Source organism: Ralstonia pickettii (assembly GCF_000607165.1).
In the GTDB taxonomy this organism is placed as follows: Bacteria; Pseudomonadota; Gammaproteobacteria; order Burkholderiales; family Burkholderiaceae; genus Ralstonia; species Ralstonia holmesii.
In genome coordinates this window covers 44,681-62,766 of record NZ_JFZG01000011.1, presented here as the reverse complement: position 1 = coordinate 62,766, position 18,086 = coordinate 44,681, and the positions used below count along the sequence as shown (strand labels likewise).

Here is an 18,086-nt window from a genome sequence, read left to right as displayed (position 1 = left end):
GCAGATCGCGCAGATGTCAATCGGAATCGACCTGGCTTTTTCGAATCCGTTCCATTTCGGGCCAATGCGCGCGCACCCAGTCGTCCAAGCCGACGAGCGTGCGGTTGAGGGATTCGCCCAGCGGGCTGAGCCGGTATTCGACGTGCGGCGGAACGCTGTCGTAGATGGTGCGCAGGATGAGGCCGTTGGCTTCCAGCTCGCGCAGTGTTTGCGTGAGCATTTTCTGCGAGATGCCGTCGCCCACGCGGCGCAGGACTTCGTTGTTGCGCACGGGGCCGTTTTCCAGTGCCGGGAAGATGCGCAGCGCCCATTTGCCGGCCACCAGTTCCAGCGCGCGCGTGGAAGGGCAAGCGCCAGTGGTGCCTTCAGGGCGGCCTTCCGGCGATGGAGATGAGGACGGGGCCATGTTGTCCGCCATGGGGCCTCCGGAACACGATTGGGATACGCGTGACCGTACCGCCAATCGTGCCGCCCCGCAACGCGGCCGGGGTGAAGCACATGCGCAACGAGGAACGATGGCCCACGCGCCATACCCGCACCGTTCCTAGTGGTTACCTCGAGGTGCGTACTTGTTGCCGCGTCGCCCCATCCTTACTCTGGGTGCATCGCAACGCATCCGCTTGCCGCCCGGGCAGCGGACATTCCCCTGGGAGGCTCCATGCTTCAAACCGCTTGGCTTTGGCTGCTGGCAGCCGGCGCAGTGGAGATCGCCATGGCGATCTCGCTCAAGTTCGCGCAGGGGTGGACGCGCCCCATCCCCAGCGTGCTCGGCATCGTGACGGCGCTTGCCAGCGTCTTCCTGCTTACGCATGCCATGCGCGGCCTGCCCGCCGGCACCGCCTATGCGGTCTGGACGGGCATCGGCTCGGTGGGGGTGACCGTGCTCGGCATCGTGCTGTTTGGCGAGAGCATGCAGCCCGCGCGCCTGGCCTGCATCGGGCTGGTGATTGCAGGCACCGTCGGCCTCAATTTCTTCAACGCGGCGTAAGACCGCACCTGGAGCCCATCATGACCCGCCTGCTCTATATCGAAGCCTCGCCCATGAAAGCGCTGTCCCATTCCATCGACGTGGCAAAGCAGTTTCTCGACGCCTACCGCACCGCGCACCCAGGCCACGAGATCGACACGATCGACTTGTGGAGCAAGGGCATCGACCTGCCCGAATTCGACGCCGACATGATCGGCGCCAAGTTTGCAGTCCTGCGCACCCAGAACGCCACGGCGGAACAGCAGGCGCAATGGCAGCGCGCGGTGGCGCTGTCGCAGCGTTTCAACGCGGCAGACCACTATCTATTCTCTGTACCGATGTGGAATTTTGGAGTGCCCTATCGGCTCAAGCACTTCATTGATGTGGTGACGCTGCCGGGGCAGAACTGGAGTTGGTCGCCGGCCACGGGCTATCAGGCGCTGCTCTCGGGCAAGAAGGCGGCCCTCATCTACGCCAGCGCCGGTGCTTACGCCGCGCACACCGAAGGCGCGAGCGAATCGCCGGACGATTTCCAGAAACCTTATCTGCGCCGCTGGCTGCGCTTCCTGGGCATTGAAGACGTGGCCGAGATCAGTGCAGCGCCCACGCTCACCACGCCCGATGTGCTGGCGGCCGCCAAAGCAGATGCCAAAGCACGGGCCACCGCACTGGCCTCCGCCTTCTGAAGCGCACGCGTGCCACGGGGTTGACCGCGCGTCAAAGTGTATCTACCATGGTTACACTTTTGCATTCACCACCATGTCCACCAGCAGCCGCTTCGCCGTCGCCGTGCATATCCTCACCCTGCTTGCCAGCGCGGAGGGGCCGGTGCCGTCGTCGCTGATCGCGGGCAGCGTGGGAACCAACCCCGCGCTCATCCGGCGTCTGGTGGCGCAGCTGGCTGAAGCCGGTTTCGTGACCTCGCAGATGGGCGCGACGGGCGGCGCCACGCTGGCACGACCGGCAGACCGCATCACGCTGCTGGACGTCTTTCGTGTGGTGGAATCTCCGGTGCTGATTGCGCTGCCGCCCAATGCACCCAACCCGGCGTGCGAGGTCGGCCGCGAGATCACCGGCGTACTGGAGCGCGTGACGGAGCGCGCGCAAGCCGCGTTGGAAGCCGAGCTTGCCGCGCAAACCATCGCCAGCATCCTCAACGAGGTGGGACACGCACAACGCCGCCGCCGTCGAGCCTAGCCAGGCCACTACGTCGGCCTATTTTTTTACCCCTATATGTAACTGCATTAATTACATATAACGTTTTAACCGCTCAAACCATTCCATAAGGAGTTGACTATGAAGATCGCAATCATCGGCGCCACGGGGCGCGTGGGCACCCGCCTGATCGACGAAGCACTGCGCCGCGGCCACCAGGTGACAGCCATTGCGCGCACGGCGTCCAAGCTGCCTGCACGTGCGGGGTTGACCGCCAAAGATGTGGATGTGGCCGACCAGGCTGGCCTCGTGGCCGCACTCGCTGGCAACGATGTGGCCTACAGCACGGTGCGCTTTCTGCAGGCTAGCGCCGACCAGATCGTCGGTGCGGTGAAGAAGGCGGCCGTGCCTCGCCTGCTGGTGGTGGGTGGCGCCGGCAGCCTGGAAGTGGCCCCGGGCGTGGCACTGATCGACACGCCGCAGTTCCCCAAGGAGTACTTTGACGAGGCGTCGGCCGGGCGTGATTTCCTAAACGCGCTGCGCAAAGAAACCGAGCTGAACTGGACGTTCGTGTCGCCGTCGGCCATCTTCGAGCCGGGCGAGCGCACGGGCCACTTCCGCGTCGGCAAGGATTCGCTGCTGGTGGATGCCAATGGCAAGCCGTGGATTTCGATGGAGGATTACGCCATCGCCTTCCTCGACGAAACCGAAAAGCCGGCGCACCCGCGCCAGCGCTTCACGGTCGGTTACTGATCAGCGGCCGGTGGACGGCACGGCCAGCGCGCGCCAATCAGTGGCTGGGCGTGTCGGCCATGCCGGGAGGCGCATCGTCGGGCTCGATCGGCTCGGGCGCGGAATCCAGCGCCGGCAGGCGGATCACGATCGCGCAGCCTCTGCCGTCCGCATGGGCGAGGCCGTCTTCGATGGCCACCGAGCCATTCCCCAATTCCACGATACGGCGCACGATCGCCAAGCCCAGGCCGCTGCCCTGCGACTGGCTGGTGCGCGGACGGTAGAAGCGCTCGAATACGCGATCGCGCTCGTCGGGCGGGATACCGGGGCCGGAGTCTTCAATGCGCAGCTCGACCATCGGCACGCCCGCCTGCTCGATGCGCTTGACGGCCAAGCGCACCTCGCCGCCGTTGGGCGTTTCGCGCACGGCGTTGTCGAGTACGTTTTCCACCAGCGTCGCAGCGTCTTCATGCGAAACCGACACCCACGCCTGGTTGGCGCCGTCGTACGACAGCGTGATGTTGCGACGCTCTGCGCGCGAGGCCTGCTGGATCACGCCGCTGCGTGCACAGCCCGCCAGGTCCGACAACGCGCCCTGGGCAAGCTGCGCCTCCACGCGGCGCGCATCCAGCCGCGCAATGGCAAGCAGCTTGGCGAGTGACTGCGTTGCGCGTGAAATGCCGCGGTCGAACTCACGCAGCGCGGTAGAACGATCGTCTTCGCTATCGGAATGCGACACGACATACGCCTGCGCCTGAATGGCGGCTAGCGGCGTGCGCAGTTCGTGCGCGGCATCGGCAAAGAAACGGCGGTCCGCCTCGATGCCGCGACGCACACGCGCGAACAGCCCGTTCAAGGCATCGACCAGCGGTTTCAGCTCGGCGTGCTCGACGCTCTGCACGGGGTCGAGGTCGGCAGAGTCACGCGCCTCAACCTGGCGCGTGAGCGTGCGCAGCGGCTTGAGACCCTGGTGCGCTGCCCAACCAACCATCACCATCAACGCGCTCGCCAGAATGGCCAGCGCCACCGCCACCTCCTCGAACAGGTCGCGAATGGCGCGCTCGTACGCGGTCAGGGGCTGCGCCACGGTGGCCGAGATCTTGCCGTCGACGCTGTCGACCGTATAGCTGCGCCACGGCTTGCCCTCCAGCATGATCTCGACGACGGTGTCGTGCGCCTTGCCGCACGGCATGGTGGGGGCACCGGGGAAGGCGGTGATGACGTGGCCGGCACGATCGCACAGCACGTAGCGGAATTCGCCCGGCAGGATGTTGGGCAGCGACAGGCCCAGCTTGATGTCGGTGAGCCGGCGCAGGAATTCTTCGCGGCGCGGCACGTCGTCCATGTTGAGCGTGGTGAGGTCCGCATAGGCCTGCGCCGACATGCGCAGGTCGCTCACCACCTGGCGGCTGTTGGTGCGCGAGATTTCCAGATGCGCGATGACGAGCTGCACCAGCAGCATCAACACCAGCGCGAGCAGGATCAGCACATACAGGCGGAACGACAGTGAGCGAACCCGCAGGATGGCTGGAACCGCCAGCTTCATTGGGCGGCCCCGCGGTTGCCGCCGATCATGTAGCCGACACCGCGAATGGTCTGGATGGTTTCGTTGCCGAGCTTGCGGCGCAGGTGGTGGATGACGACTTCCAGCGCGTTGGCGCTCACGCTGTCGCCCTCACGGTAGAGCGCGTCCATGAGCGTTTCGCGCGGCACCCAGCGGTGCGCGCGGCGCACAAGTTCAAGCAGCAGTTGGTATTCGCGCGGCGTGAGTTCGATGACCTGGCCCTCTTGCGTCACGCGCTTCTGCGAGGGCTCCACCACCAGGTTGCCGACGTTCCACTGGTTGGTGCTCTGCCCCGCATGCCGACGCAGCACGGCGCGCAGGCGGGCGATGAGCTCATCCACGGGGAACGGCTTGACGAGAAAGTCATCCGCGCCGGAATCCAGCCCCTTGAGACGTTCCGACAGCGCATCGCGCGCGCTGGCAATGATGACAGGCACGTCGCTGTGCGCGGCCCGCAGTTCTTCCAGGAAGGTATGGCCCTCACCATCGGGCAACCCGAGATCGAGCACGATGGCTTCGAAGGTGTTGGTGGTGATCCATTTCTGCGCGTCGACCAGGCGGCGCACCCAGGTCGCGTTGTAGCCGGCCTGACGCAGCGCGCGGGCCAGCGCCGTGCCCAACGGCAAATCGTCTTCGATAAGGAGGATGGCGTTCATGCGCGGGAGTCTCGGCGGCGGTAATGACGGTAAACGGACAACCGGCGCGTGGAAACAGGCGCCGGCGAAGCTCGAAATCTACCGCAACGGACTGAGCTTTGCCTTAAATGTGTGGAGACACGTGACGAGAAAGTCGCCCCACCAACACATATCGGGCGCGGTTCCAGGCGTGCAGCGTGGCGTTTAGCTATCATTCCGGAATTCCGATTGCGTTTTCCTTAGTCACACGCGCATGTTCCGCCTGCCCACGACCGCCACCGCGCCGTTCTGTCCATCCGAGGTGCGCGGCACCGTCGCCGTGCCGCCCGGCCTGCCGCTGTGGAAGAAGCTGCTGCGCTTTGCGGGGCCGGGGCTGCTGGTGTCGGTCGGCTATATGGACCCGGGCAACTGGGCGACCGACATTGAAGCCGGTTCACGTTACGGCTATGCGTTGCTGTTCGTGGTCGTGCTCTCCAGCCTGGCGGCCATGGTGCTGCAGTGCCTGTCGGCACGACTGGGCATCGTCACCGGCATGGACCTGGCGCGCGCCTCTCGCAACCGCTATCAGCCTGGCGCATTGCGCGTGCAATGGCTGCTGGCAGAGCTGTCCATCATTGCGTGCGACCTGGCTGAGGTACTGGGCTGCGCGCTGGCCTTCCACCTGCTGCTGGGCGTGCCGATCCTTTGGGGCGTGGCGCTCACCGCGCTGGACACGCTGATCGTGCTGGGCCTGAAGGGCAAAAACTTCCGCCAACTGGAAGCCATCGTGCTGGGGCTCATTCTCACGATTGGGCTGTGCTACTTCGTTGAACTCGTGCTCATCAAGCCGCACTGGCCTTCGGTAGCGGCCGGGTTGATGCCCTCGTGGCAGGCCGTGAGCCAGCGCGAGCCGCTGTATCTGGCCATCGGCATCCTCGGCGCCACGGTGATGCCGCACAACCTGTACCTGCACTCGTCCATCGTGCAGACGCGCATGACGGCGAACACCGAGGATGCCAAGCGCGAGGCAATCGGCCTGTCGCGGCTGGACACCATCGCGTCGCTGAGCCTCGCGCTGCTCGTGAACGGCGCGATCCTGATCCTGGCGGCAGCGGCATTCAACGCGCACGGCCATCAGAACGTGGCCGACATCGAAGACGCCTACCACCTGCTGGAGCCCATCGTCGGAACGGCGCTGGCCGGGCTGCTGTTTGGCATCGCGTTGCTGGCGGCGGGGCAAAGCTCGACCTTTACCGGCACCATCGCGGGGCAGGTCCTGATGGAGGGGTTCCTCGACTTGCGCATCCCCTGCTGGCAGCGGCGGTTGATCACGCGGGCACTGGCGCTGATCCCCGCGTTCATCGGCGTGGCGATGCTGGGCGACCACGCCATCGGCAAACTGCTTGTCATCAGCCAGGTGGTGCTCGGCCTGCAACTGCCGTTTGCGATGCTTCCGCTGATCCGCATGACGGGCGATCGCACGCTGATGGGGGTATTTGTTAACAGTCGGTTAACGTCTTGGCTGGCGTGGGGGCTATTCATCGTCATCAGCGTCGCCAATGTGTGGCTGGTGTGGCAAGTGCTGGCAGGCTGAGACACACATTGCGGGATTCCCCCCACTAAAAATCCGCGCACGGGGTTGCCTGCCGCCATTAGAATGCGCGCTTTGTTGCGCAATTCGGCCCCGCCCGCGCCCGCATCATCCCGTCGCGCCAGAGGGTCTCTCTTGCCCTGCCTTGAGCGCGAACCTGCCTACCGCCTCCGACCTGCCCGACGCACGCACACCCTCGCGTGACTATCAGGCGCGCCATTTTGTGCCGATGATCATCGCGCTGAGCAAATGCGGCGTGCTCGGTTACGCCTTCGCAATCGTGCTGGGCTGGTCAGTCGGGCTGCTGCATCGGCCGGGGCCGCTGCTCGCGCTGCTCCTGCTGCTGATGGCGATCGTGGTGGTCGCACAGCGGTATCGGCACACCGGCATGTGGGGGCTGCTGGCGCTCACGCACCTGCTGGCAGAGGAAGTGGCCATCATCGCGTTCGGCCATCAGGCAGGGCTCCAATGGGTCCTGCCGGCGTTCTATCTGATGCCGCTTGCCACCAGCCCCGCGTGGCTCAACCGGCGCGATTTCTGCATCGCCATGGCGCTGTGCACGGCCGGGCCTATCGTTGCCCTGCTGATCGCGCCAGAACCCGCCACAGCAATCCACCACGGCTGGCTGGGGCTGGTGCTCTATCTGCCAATCTGCATTGCTGCGGCCGCCGTCATTCACCACTACCTGCTGCGCGCCATGGCGCGGCACTTTGCGGCCGAACGCAGCCTGGCCGATCGCGCCAACACCGACCACCTGACCGGTATGCTCGCGCGGCAACGCTTCTTCGAACTGGGCACCTTTGCGGTCGAACGTGCGCAGCATCATGCCGAGCCGCTGTGCGCGCTCTACCTCGACGTCGATCACTTCAAATCCATCAACGATACGTGGGGACATGCCGCCGGCGACGAGGCACTCGTCGCGCTGTCCGATGCGCTGGCCGGCGTGCTGCGCCCGGCTGACCTGTTCGGCCGTCTGGGCGGTGACGAGTTTGCTGTGCTGCTGCCGGGCTGCGGCCTGACCGGCGCGCTTGCCGTGGTGGACAGGCTCAAGACGGCGGTGGCCGGCACGCAAACGCCCGTGGGGCCGCTGACAGTGAGCGTGGGCGCCGCACCGCTGCGCCCCGGGCAAGACCTGGCACGCCTTTTGGCCGATGCCGATCTCGGCCTGATGGAAGCCAAGCGACAGGGCCGCAACCGCGTGTGCGTGCCGACCGACGCCGAGCCGAAGGCAACGCTGCGGCAGTAAGGGCAGGCACGCTATGTGCGGCGCAGCATCCGTGTTATCTGCACGGAGATGTCCATGGAGTGGCTCAACGCCCACACCTTCCTGCGCGTGCCGGCCCGCGATTGGGCCGCCGCCGCATTGACAGTAATCGCTGCATATGTGTTGCTGTCCAGCGTCTTGCACCTGATCTGCAACCGGTTTGACGCGCGTGCCCGCCGGACGGGCTACCGCTTCGACATTCTCGTCACGGCGGTGCTACGCGATACGCATCCGGTGTTCATTGCGCTGGCCGCATTGCTCGCTGGTTCGTACTTCATCGATCTGCCAACGCGCATTGCCAACAAGCTCGACCACATCTGGTTCGTCATCATCGGTTTCCAGATTGCCCTGTGGCTCAATCGCGGCGTGAAGCTATGGGCGCGTGACCGGCTGTCGACGCAGACCCACGCCACGCGCAACCCCGTGATCACATCAATGACCGCGTGGGTGCTGCGGTTTGCGCTGTGGTCAATGCTGCTGCTGGCCATTCTGGCCAACGTGGGCGTCAACATCACGGCCTTCGTTGCCAGCCTGGGTGTGGGCGGCGTGGCGGTGGCGCTGGCAGTGCAAAGCATCCTGAGTGACCTGTTTGCCTCGCTCGCCATCGGGCTGGATAAGCCGTTCGAGATCGGAGACTTCATCGTCTTCGAATCGATTGCCGGCACGGTGCAGCACGTGGGCCTCAAGACCACACGCATCCGCAGCCTGTCGGGCGAAGAGATCATCGCTTCCAACACGGCGCTGCTCAAGAGCACGATTCACAATTACAAACGGATGTCGGAACGACGCATCGTCTTCACCTTCGGGGTGACCTACGATGCGCGCGCCGCGCAGCTGCAGAAAATTCCGGACATCGTGCGCCGTGCGGTGGAAGCCGCCGGCAACACGCGGTTTGATCGCGCGCACTTCAAGGAGTTTGGCGAGAACGCTCTGAACTTCGAGGTCGTGTATTTCGTGACCGATCCGGACTTCAACCTGTACATGGACATCCAGCAGCGCATCAACCTGACGATCCTGGAAGGGCTGGAGAATCTCGGTACCTCGTTCGCGCTGCCCACGCGCACGATCCAGCTGGTGCGTCGTGACGGCGAGCCGGTTGAACCCGAAGACCTGGCAGACCGCAAATCAACGGCTAACACCCAACGCGTCAGCGCGCGAGCTAGCGGCTGACCGCCACGGGCATGCTCAGGAACGCCGCATCGAGGCTGCGCCATAGCGGCCTTGAGCGCGGCACCATGTCTTGCCGGAAGTACCACCAGAAGTAGCCGCCGACAAAGCGAGGATGCGTGACCGCGAGCCCGTAGTAGTGCGCGACGAGCGCCGGCTTGCGTACGGCATGCCGCGTCCCGACTTCTCCAAACCCCAAAGCGGCGTGCGGAAACAGTCCGCCTAGCCTGGTGAACACTGCGTTCCAATCGGGCGGTGCGATCTTGCAATCGTCTTCATAGAAGCTGATGAAGACGTAGTCGAGCCCATCGCGCAAGCGCAGCGGCACATTACGTTGCACCCACTCGAACATCGCGCGTGACGGCTGCTCGGCGCAGCCCTCGTTGTAGTACAGCGTGAGCGCCGTGCGGCCGCCGCCGGCTCTGATGACTTCATAGGCCGCCATGGTCTTGTCGATCACGTCGCGTGTGGGGCCGGTCCACTCGCCGTTGATCTCGTTGCCGATTTCCCAGACGTCGACATTGCTGCCGAGCGTGTGCAGGTAAGCGGCGGCACGCTCGCGCAGTTGCGGTGTGGTGTATTGCTTGAGTGTGGAGGAATCCACCAGTTCGCCCATCACATACGCGACGTCCCGGATGGCCGCCACCGCCCCAACGTAATGCGGCGCGTCCATGCCTTCATCAAAGACGACGCGCACCGTGGGCGTGCGCGAGAGGTGCGACAGCGCGTCCACCACGGCAGGCACGTTGTCCACAGCGTCAACCGTCACGCCATACAACGGCACAGGGCCGGCGGGCATGGCGCCCACCGACCCTGCGGCCTCAGAGGATGCGCTCAATGCCAGCATGACAGTCGCCAGTAACAAGCGCATCCGGCACATCGTCACTTCACCGTGCTAGCGTCAACCCAGGTGTACCCCATGCTGGTGATACCTGTGATGATGGTCTGGAAGTCGGTATAGCCCGGCGTGCCAAGATCGGGCTCCAGCCAGAACGGATGGAAGAAGAACGAGGCAAAGCCGTCGCGTACCACCTGTGCATACGTCGCGTTGGTCAGGATGTCCTGTGCGGTGTACGTCAGGCATGACGACGGATCGATATTGCAGATGTTGTATTCCACGTTGCCCAGGTTTTCCGGAATGATGCGCTGGTTGTAGTAGTCCTTCTGAATGATGTAGGGGAAGAACTGGCCAACCGAAAAATCATGTCCTGCGGTGGTCGAGTTCAAGGTCTGCGGGTTATCCGATGTGTAATACACCACGCGCTGGTAGGTGTTCTTGAAGTACTGCGGCACGGCCTTGATCGACAGCGGAGACGATTGATAGTGCGGCGCCTCCCAGGCGAACGGCGCGTAGCCATTGAGCTGGAACTCCAGCAGCCCGGAAGACAATCGCCCTGCTGCCCATTGCGTTGAATCTTCGTTCACAGGCCGGTTCTGCGTAGCGAGCCAGAACTCGAAGTCGTTCGCGCTGACCGCGTTGATAAGGTTCGGGATGTTGCTGTACTGGTGCGTGTAGCCGTGCATCAGGATCTTCCCCCCACGTGGCAACGCATGGTTGAGCGCTGATTTGAGCCCCGTCGCGTTGACCAGGTGGATCGTCTGCGACACGCCGCCGTTGTAGACGCCGTTCGGGTCCGTGTACAGCGGGATGGTGGCGATCGAGAACGGAATCTTCAAGCTGTACAGATAGTCCGTCAGCGTGTTGATGGACTTCACGGTGTTGGTGGCGTTGACATCTTCCAGGCGCACCAGCGCGCGGTGCAGGGTGGGCGCATTGGTACCCAGGATGTCATGCAGCATGTCGCACATCGCCAGGTAGCGGTCGCGTGGGCCGATATACGAGAACGGCATGTCGGCCACGTACCAGAAGTTGCCCGAGTGCATGATGTACGGGGCGGTCTCCTGCGTAACGGAATTGGTGATCGTCACCACACTGCTCGCCTTGGTGGGATCAGCCACCGAGGTCACGCCAATGTCCGGATCAGCGCTGATGGCGCCGGTCGTGGCATTGAAGGCGTAGTACTTGGTCATGGTCTGGCTCTTGTACGACACCGTATCGAAGAACCCCGGATTTGGTGTAGTGGCCGACGGTGCCGAGTTCATGCCGCGCAGACCGACAAAATTGATGCCGTAACGCGAGGTGAACGGATACGCCGCGTTCCAGGCAAGTTCCCACAGGTTGTACTTGAACCAGACCACGGTCTTCTGCGTGGTGGTCACATCCGACAGGAACGCCGCCGGTATGGGGTTGTTGTAGTAACTCCCCATGTAGAAGATGGCGGTGTACTGCTCGGTCATGCCAGCCGTGTAGTTCTGCACGGGCAGCATCGTGATGGTGGTGTTGAAGTGCGCGAGCAGGTTGTACAGCATGATCGCGTACGCCTTGCCCAGGTTGGTGTACTGGTCGTTTGGCGGGGCGTCGTACAGCACCAGCATCGGGGCTGGCGTACTGGTTGTCGTTCCCGCCACCGTCACGCAGATGGACCCGAGCCCGATCGTGCAGGTGGCAGCCTGCGCTGGCGCTGTCAGCGAGATGCCGAGCAGGCCGCCCGCAAAGACGAGCGCGCACAGGAACTTACGTAGCAATGTCTTCATGATGACTCTCCGACTCATGACAATCATGGGCGATAGAACGAGCCGTCCGCTTGGCGGTAGAGCCCGAGGTTGAAGTTGGGGCCACGATCGTGGCCACGGTCTGTACCTGCCGTCTCGTTTTCCGGCGTGCCGGGGCGGACTTCGGTCATCACTGCCGTGCGTGGCGGTGGAATGACCTGTCCGTTCTCATCCATGACGCCGTAGCCGTAGGCGCGCGCGCCTCCAGTCACGGGCCTGGGTGTGACTGCTGCCACAACGGTGGGCTGCATGGGTGGCGCAGCCGTGGCGGTCGCCCTGGACGACGCGGGCGCTGGGGCTTTCTTGTCTGTGTCGATACTGGGGCTGCCCTGGCCCGTCGCGCCGGTCACGATGGCGGGTACGCCGCCATCACCAGCCCACGGCGGCGTCACGATCAGCCACCCGGCAACAAGTGCGGAGGCAACCAACACGCCGCCCCCGATTTGCTTCGCTTTCATCAAAGCCTCCTAACCGTTCAGGCGGTGCTGCGTTGACGACCCTTGCGCGGTGGCACGCGCCGCTTCCAGATCGATGATTTCGGCCTCGGTGGCCGGTTTGCGAATGAGTTGCGGACCGCGCGCCACCTTCTGCGGCTGCGTGGCAAAGGCCTTCTTCAGCGCATCGACAATGCGCCGGCAGGCCTGGCCGTCGCCATAAGGGTTGTGGGCTTGCGCCATGCGCTCGTATTCGGCGGCGTTGTTGAGCAGCGTTTCTGCTTCATCGACGATGCGTTGCGTATCGGTGCCGACCAGCCGCGCGGTGCCCGATGCCACGGCCTCCGGCCGCTCGGTGGTGTCGCGCGTCACCAGCACCGGTTTGCCCAGCGCGGGCGCCTCTTCCTGAATGCCGCCTGAATCGGTAACGATCAGGTACGCCCGATCCATCAGGTAGACGAACGGCAGGTAGTCCTGCGGCGCAATCAGGTGAACGTTGTCGTGGCCGGAAAGGATGGCGTTGACCGGCTGCTGCACGTTCGGGTTCAGGTGCACCGGATACACAACCTGCACATCCGGATGACGCGCCGCCAGCAGGCGCAGCGCAACGCAGAAGTTCTCGAACGGCTCGCCGAAGTTCTCGCGGCGATGGCCCGTCACCAGGATCATCCGACGCCCGGCCTCCAGGAACGGATAGCGCGCCGCCATCTGGGCTGACAGCGTGGCGTCGTCGTCCAGCCGCTGCTTCACGGCCAGCAGCGCATCGATGACGGTGTTGCCGGTCAGCGTGACCTGCTCCGGGTCGATGCCCTCGTCCAGCAGGTTCTGGCGCGATTCGGCCGTGGGCGCGAAGTGCCAGGTCGTCACGGAATCGGTGACGCGCCGGTTCAGCTCTTCCGGCCATGGCGACCAGATGTTGCCGGTACGCAAGCCTGCTTCCACATGCCCGACCGGAATGCGTCGGTAGAACGCCGCGAGGCTTGCCGCCAGCGTGGTCGTCGTGTCGCCGTGGACGAGCACGGCATCGGGCTTGTAGGCATCGAGCACGCCGTCGATGCCGCCCAACACGTTGGACGTGATGTCGGATAACGTCTGCCCAGGCCGCATCAGGTTGAGGTCAAACTCCGGCACGATGCCGAAGAGTTCCAGCACTTGATCCAGCATCTGCCGGTGCTGCGCGCTCACGCACACCGCCGAGGTAAAGCCTGCCTCGGCCTGCAATGCCTGCACCAGCGGCGCCATCTTGATGGCCTCCGGGCGCGTGCCGAACACGGTCAAAATTTTCCCTGTCATGATTCCCCCCAGTCGTCTGCATCGGCGCATGCAAAAGCGCGACGACGAACGTGTCGCTTCTGACGTCGGCGCAGACTTCGCCATTGAGCGAAGGCCGTGCCAACTGTCCCGCTTTGACTCGCCATGGCGCTGCGACGCCATCCTTCGGATGCCGCTGCAACTCCTCTTTGTTACCCGTTTCCCTCGGCGGTCAAAAACGTTTCATCTGCGACACCTCTGACTGGGGTCTGCTTGAATCCAGGACTGACTTAGAACCAAAGAATGGCTCGCGCGACCACCCCCTTTGCTCGATCCGCGTGCGTCAATGGCAAGCGGTATTGCACGGTCAAATCCAGCCAACTGGCCGGCGCTGCGTAGTGCGACTCGCGAAACCAGTAGCGGAAGTTGATGCCTGGGCCGACACCCAGTGCGAGCCGCTGATCGATCGCCTTGTTGTCGTGATCGCCCGCCAGCACGATATGCGGATAGACCGTCAGGCGATCGCTGATCGAGTTAAGTAACCACGTGTGTCCGTAGCGCATTTCCGTGCTGACGATCATGCGGCCCTGGTTGAGGAAGTACGCGCCCTCGCCAAACACCTGCCACGTCTGCCAGCGCGGCTTGGTGACCTGCAGGTCGAGCCCCTGGTCGGTCGAGAAGCCGATGCGCAGCAAAGTATCGTTGGTGGTCAGTTGCCCGATGCGGAAGAGACGCTCGGCGGTGAACACCAGGTTGATGTCCTTGATCGGCTTGTAGCGTGCGCCCACCGAGCCCTGCGCGGTCGGCAGACCCGTGTTGCCGTTGCGGTCGTACACGCTGTCGTAGCCGCGTACGAAGAGCTGGAAGATGCTGCCGTCGCGGTAGCCGATACCGGGCGGTTGCCAGTACACCTCTGCGCCAGCCTGCCCCGCGCTCACCGTGTTGGGCAAACCGAATGCAGACGTTTGATACGCGCCAGAGAGAACCATGCCGAACGTGCGCTGCATCTGCTCGACTTCACGCCGGTAGCCGAAGCGGCGATCCGGTGGAAGGCGGTCGTCTCCATTGCCACCGCGGTCGCTGTTGGCATCGGCGTCGGCATGGTCGAGGCTCTCTCGGAAGAGCTTGATGGCAGTCGGGTTGTCGCCCAGCCGCTTTGCTGCGTAGGCGGCATCGGCGTAGTGGGTCCAGTTACCCTCGCCCGTGGCGAAGCCGCGCTGGAACGCTGCCAATGCAGCGCGGTCGTCACGCGCACGCAGATGGCTGTAAGCCTCGTTCAACTCACGCTGGCCGATCACGCGCGGATCATTGGCGGACGTGGGCGCAGCCTGCGCTTCGGGCGCCATCGCCTGGGCGAGCAGCGCCTTGGCGTAGCGCTGGCGCGCCGGGTCCGTAGCGTGTTCGGCGGCCAGCGTGGCAGCCTGCATTGCGCCATCCCGGTCGCCCAATTGCAGGCGTGACTGCGCGAGACGCACTTGCACGTCGGCATCGGGGTTGTCCTTCATGCCGCTGAGCGCATCGAGGGCAGCCTGCGGATGCTTGGCGGAATACGCGCTGTCCGACCAGGCCAGATGCAGGTTGCGCTGCTCCTGCGCGGTCCAGTCGGTGCCTTGCACGGCGCGCGCAAAGTCTCGTTCAGCGACGGCGGGGTCGTTGGCCTTCTGCGCCAGGAACCCGTGCTGGGCGTACACGCGTGGCTCGTCGGGATACTTCTGCAGCAACGCATCGGCCTGCGCGCGTGCCGCATCCAACTGGCCCTTGCGGGTGAGCACATCCAGCAGCAGCAGGTTCAGTTGCAGGCTGTCAGGCTGCACGGCCAATGCCGCACGCGTGGCGGCTTCGGCATCGTCGAGCTTGTTGCCATCGATGGCGTGATAAGCGCGATCGGCGCGAAAGTAGGCATCGGGCTGCAACGGCGCAGGCTGCTCTGCCAGTGATACGCCATGACACAACGCCCACACTGCCGCAGCAATCGGCCAGCGCAGATGGCGCACGGTTAAACGGTTGACTCTCTCGTGTGTCATGCCACACCTCCCGCAACAGATGGGTTCGGCCGCGGGTCTGGCCCAGGGGGCAGGTCCGGCGGCACAGGAATCGGGGGGATGGTGGAAGCCTCGGGTGCGGGTGCCGTGCCGGCTGCAACACCTGGGCCGGCGCCCGTCATGGATTCGACGGCCAGCATGGCCGAATGCGCCGCCGGGCCAAACACGACCGTGGTACGGCGGTTGGGGTCGGCCATCTGCGCCAGCTCGGCCGACATTTCGTGATCGCACGCCATGAAGCACGCGACCTTGCGGCCGGCCGCATGGGCCAGCTCTTCCAGCACTGCGCCGTCGGGCAACTCCGACACGGCGATGTTGAGCGAGCCGTCTTCGCCAATCGAGAACGGCACCACGTGATGCCGTACTGCCAAGTCACGCGGCAGGCAATCGGCAAGCGCACCGAGCACGACGTTGGTCAGGCTCACGCGCGGCAGGTCGACCTGCTCGGCCAATGCATCGGCCAGCGTATCGGGCGTCACCAGGCCCTGCTCGATCAGCACTTGCCCAAGCCGGCGTCCGGTTTGGCGCTGGATGGCGAGTGCGGCATCCAACTGCTCCTGCGTGAGCACTTCCCACTTGATGAGCGTCTCGCCCAGCTTGCAGCGCGTACGGCCCAGTGCGTCGTTCGACAGATAGGTGTGCTGCGTCTTGTCCCAGGCGATAGGCTTGCCGGTCAGGCAGTAGATCAGGAAGATCTTCCACGCGCGGCATACCGAGAAAAAGTTGATGAAGTTGTTCACCACCAGCCTGGGCAAACACAGCACGCCTTGCAGCGGGCCGTTGAGCCGCCCGACAAAGTACACGCGCTGCGCCAGCCGATTGACGAGCAGCGCCGCATTCACAGCCAACAGATCCTGCATCCAGATGCTGCCGACCACGAACGTGCCGTCCGGAATGGTGACCAAGCCTTTTGACATCAACGCGGCTAGCGCCAGATAGTTCAGCGACAGCACGTAGGCCAGGATCGAGAACAGGGCCGTCAGCACGCCCTTGCGGTCCCGGAAGAACATGTAGCGGGTGATGAGGTTGCCGTTCCAGCCCATCTGCAACCAACCCTGAAACGCAATGCCGAGCACCCAGCGCGCGCGCTGGCGGTACGCCGTGCGGAACGTGCTCGGAAAGTACTCGCGCGTGGCCAGCAGTTGCGGGCGTGCGCCCTTGCGCCGCCCAAAGCGCCAGCGTGTGCGTGTCTTGCCCTGGGCGTCTTCAACCGGTTCTGCGTTCTCGCAGATCGGGAAATGCACGAATGCTTCACGCATGCCGAGTTCCCGCAGTCGGAAACTGAAGTCGTAGTCTTCGGTGAGCGTGCTGGTGTTGAACGGAGAATCGCCGCGCACCTTCATCACCGCTTCGATCGCGCGGCGGCTGTAGCACAGCGCAACACCGGCCCCAGGCACCGTGCCGGTTAGTGCCTGGCGCGCCACCAGGTCTTTCTGGTGCGTCTCGGAAAAGTCATCCATGTACGTACCGGCCACCCACTCGTACCACTTGCGCTCAAGCGATAGCACCGGCAACTGCACCAGATCCTGATCGCGGATGAAGTAGTTGAAGTACTTCAGCTCCAGCGGGTGGATCACGTCTTCACAGTCATGCATGATCACGCCGGCAAAGCGGATGCCGTGGCCTGCCTCGTGCCGGATGATGGTCTGGATGATGGTGTTCAGGCAGTCGGCCTTGCACGTCGGGCCATCGTGCGTGACGGCTGCGCGCACCACGCGGCCGGGATAGCGGCGCACCATGCGCTCGACTTCGGTGGTGGTCTCCGCATCGTTGCGGTACGCGCCGGCAAAGATGATGAAGCGCGTGTACTCCATCGTCGCCAGGGTGTTCTCGACCATCTTGGCGATGACGTCGTACTCCTTCCACGCCGGCACCATGATGGCGAGCCATTGCTCTTCGCGCTCGCGCAGCGATTGCGCCGAGATCGTGACCGGCGTGCGCCCACGCTGCGGCCAGAGCCACAGCTCCCGCACCCAGTAGAAGGCATCCAGGAAGAAATCGTCGGCGGTGCTGATGAAGATGACGAGCGTGGTCGCCACCGTCAAGGTATTGAGCAATGCCAGGTAAAGCTCCCATGGCAGATCGCTCATGGCTGCTCCCCTGCTCCCACCCTACGGGCGCGTCGCCAGTGTCCGGCGTACCCCCCGCCTTGCGCTGTGGCACTCATGCTTCCCCCAAAGGTCTTCTTCGACGTCCGGCGCAACCGCTTTGCGCCGTGGCATCCGTCCCGCTTACCTGCTGTCGATCGGGTGGATGCGTCGCCCTCTAGCCTGCTTCCCGCGAGGAGGAACGCGAGGACCATACCAACGCCCGCCGAGGCGCGCGGTTATGCGGTGCAACGCACCACATACGCCTTCAGACACGTGCCGGGTGCGCCGGGTTGTTGCATGGGTGAACGCAAGACGCGGGCGGTGGGGGGAGCAATATCAACGCCACGGCATGCAACGCCATCCGATGGGGTGGGACAGTCGTCCGGGCAGCGTACAAGGCCTCCCTACGAATGACGGAGGCGTTGAACGATCAAGTGCAGGGTGTTTGGGTTAGGCGAGCAGGCAGCCCGTCTGACAGGCACGGTGGGATGTTGCCCCATGCGCGGCGGTGCGCAACATGGGGCGGGTTGCGAAGCCTTATGCGCAAAGGATCGGCATGACGAACGGCAGGCCGCAGGCGTACCGGCCGGGTTGTCTTGCCA

Annotated in this window: 16 protein-coding genes; 7 read left to right on the top strand and 9 right to left on the bottom strand. The window is 64.3% G+C overall.

Translation table 11 applies throughout. The annotated features are described in order from the left end of the window. Positions 1 to 16: 16 nt before the first annotated feature. On the bottom strand, positions 17 to 418 hold the full coding sequence (locus BG83_RS0115950) for a winged helix-turn-helix transcriptional regulator (protein ID WP_024977687.1): 402 nt from the start codon (positions 416 to 418) through the stop codon (positions 17 to 19). Between the two features lie 240 nt (positions 419 to 658). Here BG83_RS0115950 and BG83_RS0115945 point away from each other — a divergent pair, with 240 nt between their 5' ends. From BG83_RS0115945 to BG83_RS0115930, 4 genes are all read left to right on the top strand, one after another. Next, positions 659 to 988 carry a DMT family transporter gene (locus BG83_RS0115945; RefSeq protein ID WP_024977686.1) on the top strand — a complete coding sequence of 110 codons (330 nt, stop codon included), beginning with the start codon at positions 659 to 661 and terminating at the stop codon, positions 986 to 988. A gap of 20 nt (positions 989 to 1,008) precedes the next feature. Next, positions 1,009 to 1,653: an FMN-dependent NADH-azoreductase gene (locus tag BG83_RS0115940; protein ID WP_024977685.1), complete on the top strand. Its 645-nt coding sequence runs from the start codon at positions 1,009 to 1,011 to the stop codon at positions 1,651 to 1,653. Positions 1,654 to 1,726: 73 nt separating this feature from the next. Continuing rightward, complete coding sequence (locus BG83_RS0115935; RefSeq protein ID WP_024977684.1) at positions 1,727 to 2,164, top strand: Rrf2 family transcriptional regulator; 438 nt, start codon at positions 1,727 to 1,729, stop codon at positions 2,162 to 2,164. A gap of 99 nt (positions 2,165 to 2,263) precedes the next feature. Further along, positions 2,264 to 2,875: an NAD(P)-dependent oxidoreductase gene (locus BG83_RS0115930; protein ID WP_024977683.1), complete on the top strand. Its 612-nt coding sequence runs from the start codon at positions 2,264 to 2,266 to the stop codon at positions 2,873 to 2,875. Between the two features lie 37 nt (positions 2,876 to 2,912). Here the strand turns inward: BG83_RS0115930 and BG83_RS0115925 are convergent, their stop codons facing one another. Together BG83_RS0115925 and BG83_RS0115920 are read right to left on the bottom strand one after the other, a co-directional pair. Continuing rightward, entirely contained in the window at positions 2,913 to 4,400 is a 1,488-nt protein-coding gene (locus BG83_RS0115925) for an ATP-binding protein (protein ID WP_024977682.1), read from the bottom strand. Continuing rightward, complete coding sequence (locus BG83_RS0115920) at positions 4,397 to 5,074, bottom strand: response regulator (RefSeq protein WP_004631528.1); 678 nt, start codon at positions 5,072 to 5,074, stop codon at positions 4,397 to 4,399. Before BG83_RS0115920 ends, BG83_RS0115925 begins: the two co-directional genes overlap by 4 nt. A 232-nt stretch (positions 5,075 to 5,306) precedes the next feature. Between BG83_RS0115920 and BG83_RS0115915 the strand changes: the two genes are divergently transcribed. From BG83_RS0115915 to BG83_RS0115905, 3 genes are all read left to right on the top strand, one after another. After that, positions 5,307 to 6,626, top strand: coding sequence for an Nramp family divalent metal transporter (locus BG83_RS0115915; RefSeq protein WP_024977681.1), 1,320 nt, complete (start codon positions 5,307 to 5,309; stop codon positions 6,624 to 6,626). A 142-nt stretch (positions 6,627 to 6,768) separates the two neighbouring features. Then, the gene (locus BG83_RS0115910; protein ID WP_024977680.1) at positions 6,769 to 7,869 is read left to right on the top strand and encodes a GGDEF domain-containing protein; all 1,101 of its coding nucleotides are present in this window, start codon (positions 6,769 to 6,771) and stop codon (positions 7,867 to 7,869) included. Between the two features lie 54 nt (positions 7,870 to 7,923). After that, a complete protein-coding gene (locus BG83_RS0115905) occupies positions 7,924 to 9,057 on the top strand; it encodes a mechanosensitive ion channel family protein (RefSeq protein ID WP_024977679.1) in 1,134 nt (377 codons plus the stop codon). Here the strand turns inward: BG83_RS0115905 and BG83_RS0115900 are convergent. The 6 genes from BG83_RS0115900 to BG83_RS0115875 form a co-directional block, all read right to left on the bottom strand. Next, the gene (locus BG83_RS0115900) at positions 9,047 to 9,934 is read right to left on the bottom strand and encodes a hypothetical protein (protein WP_024977678.1); all 888 of its coding nucleotides are present in this window, start codon (positions 9,932 to 9,934) and stop codon (positions 9,047 to 9,049) included. The two genes, BG83_RS0115905 and BG83_RS0115900, sit on opposite strands and share 11 nt — an antisense overlap. Positions 9,935 to 9,936: 2 nt before the next feature. Then, positions 9,937 to 11,649 (bottom strand): DUF2334 domain-containing protein, encoded by a 1,713-nt coding sequence (locus BG83_RS0115895; protein ID WP_024977677.1) that lies wholly within the window; start codon positions 11,647 to 11,649, stop codon positions 9,937 to 9,939. 23 nt (positions 11,650 to 11,672) lie between these two features. Next, complete coding sequence (locus BG83_RS0115890; RefSeq protein WP_024977676.1) at positions 11,673 to 12,125, bottom strand: hypothetical protein; 453 nt, start codon at positions 12,123 to 12,125, stop codon at positions 11,673 to 11,675. A gap of 9 nt (positions 12,126 to 12,134) precedes the next feature. Then, positions 12,135 to 13,394, bottom strand: a complete 1,260-nt coding sequence (gene wecB, locus BG83_RS0115885) for a non-hydrolyzing UDP-N-acetylglucosamine 2-epimerase (protein WP_024977675.1) — start codon at positions 13,392 to 13,394, stop codon at positions 12,135 to 12,137. A gap of 248 nt (positions 13,395 to 13,642) precedes the next feature. Further along, entirely contained in the window at positions 13,643 to 15,376 is a 1,734-nt protein-coding gene (locus BG83_RS0115880; RefSeq protein WP_024977674.1) for an NfrA family protein, read from the bottom strand. After that, positions 15,373 to 17,484, bottom strand: coding sequence for a glycosyl transferase family protein (locus BG83_RS0115875; RefSeq protein ID WP_024977673.1), 2,112 nt, complete (start codon positions 17,482 to 17,484; stop codon positions 15,373 to 15,375). The genes BG83_RS0115880 and BG83_RS0115875 overlap by 4 nt, the downstream gene beginning before the upstream one ends. Between the last annotated feature and the right edge of the window lie 602 nt (positions 17,485 to 18,086).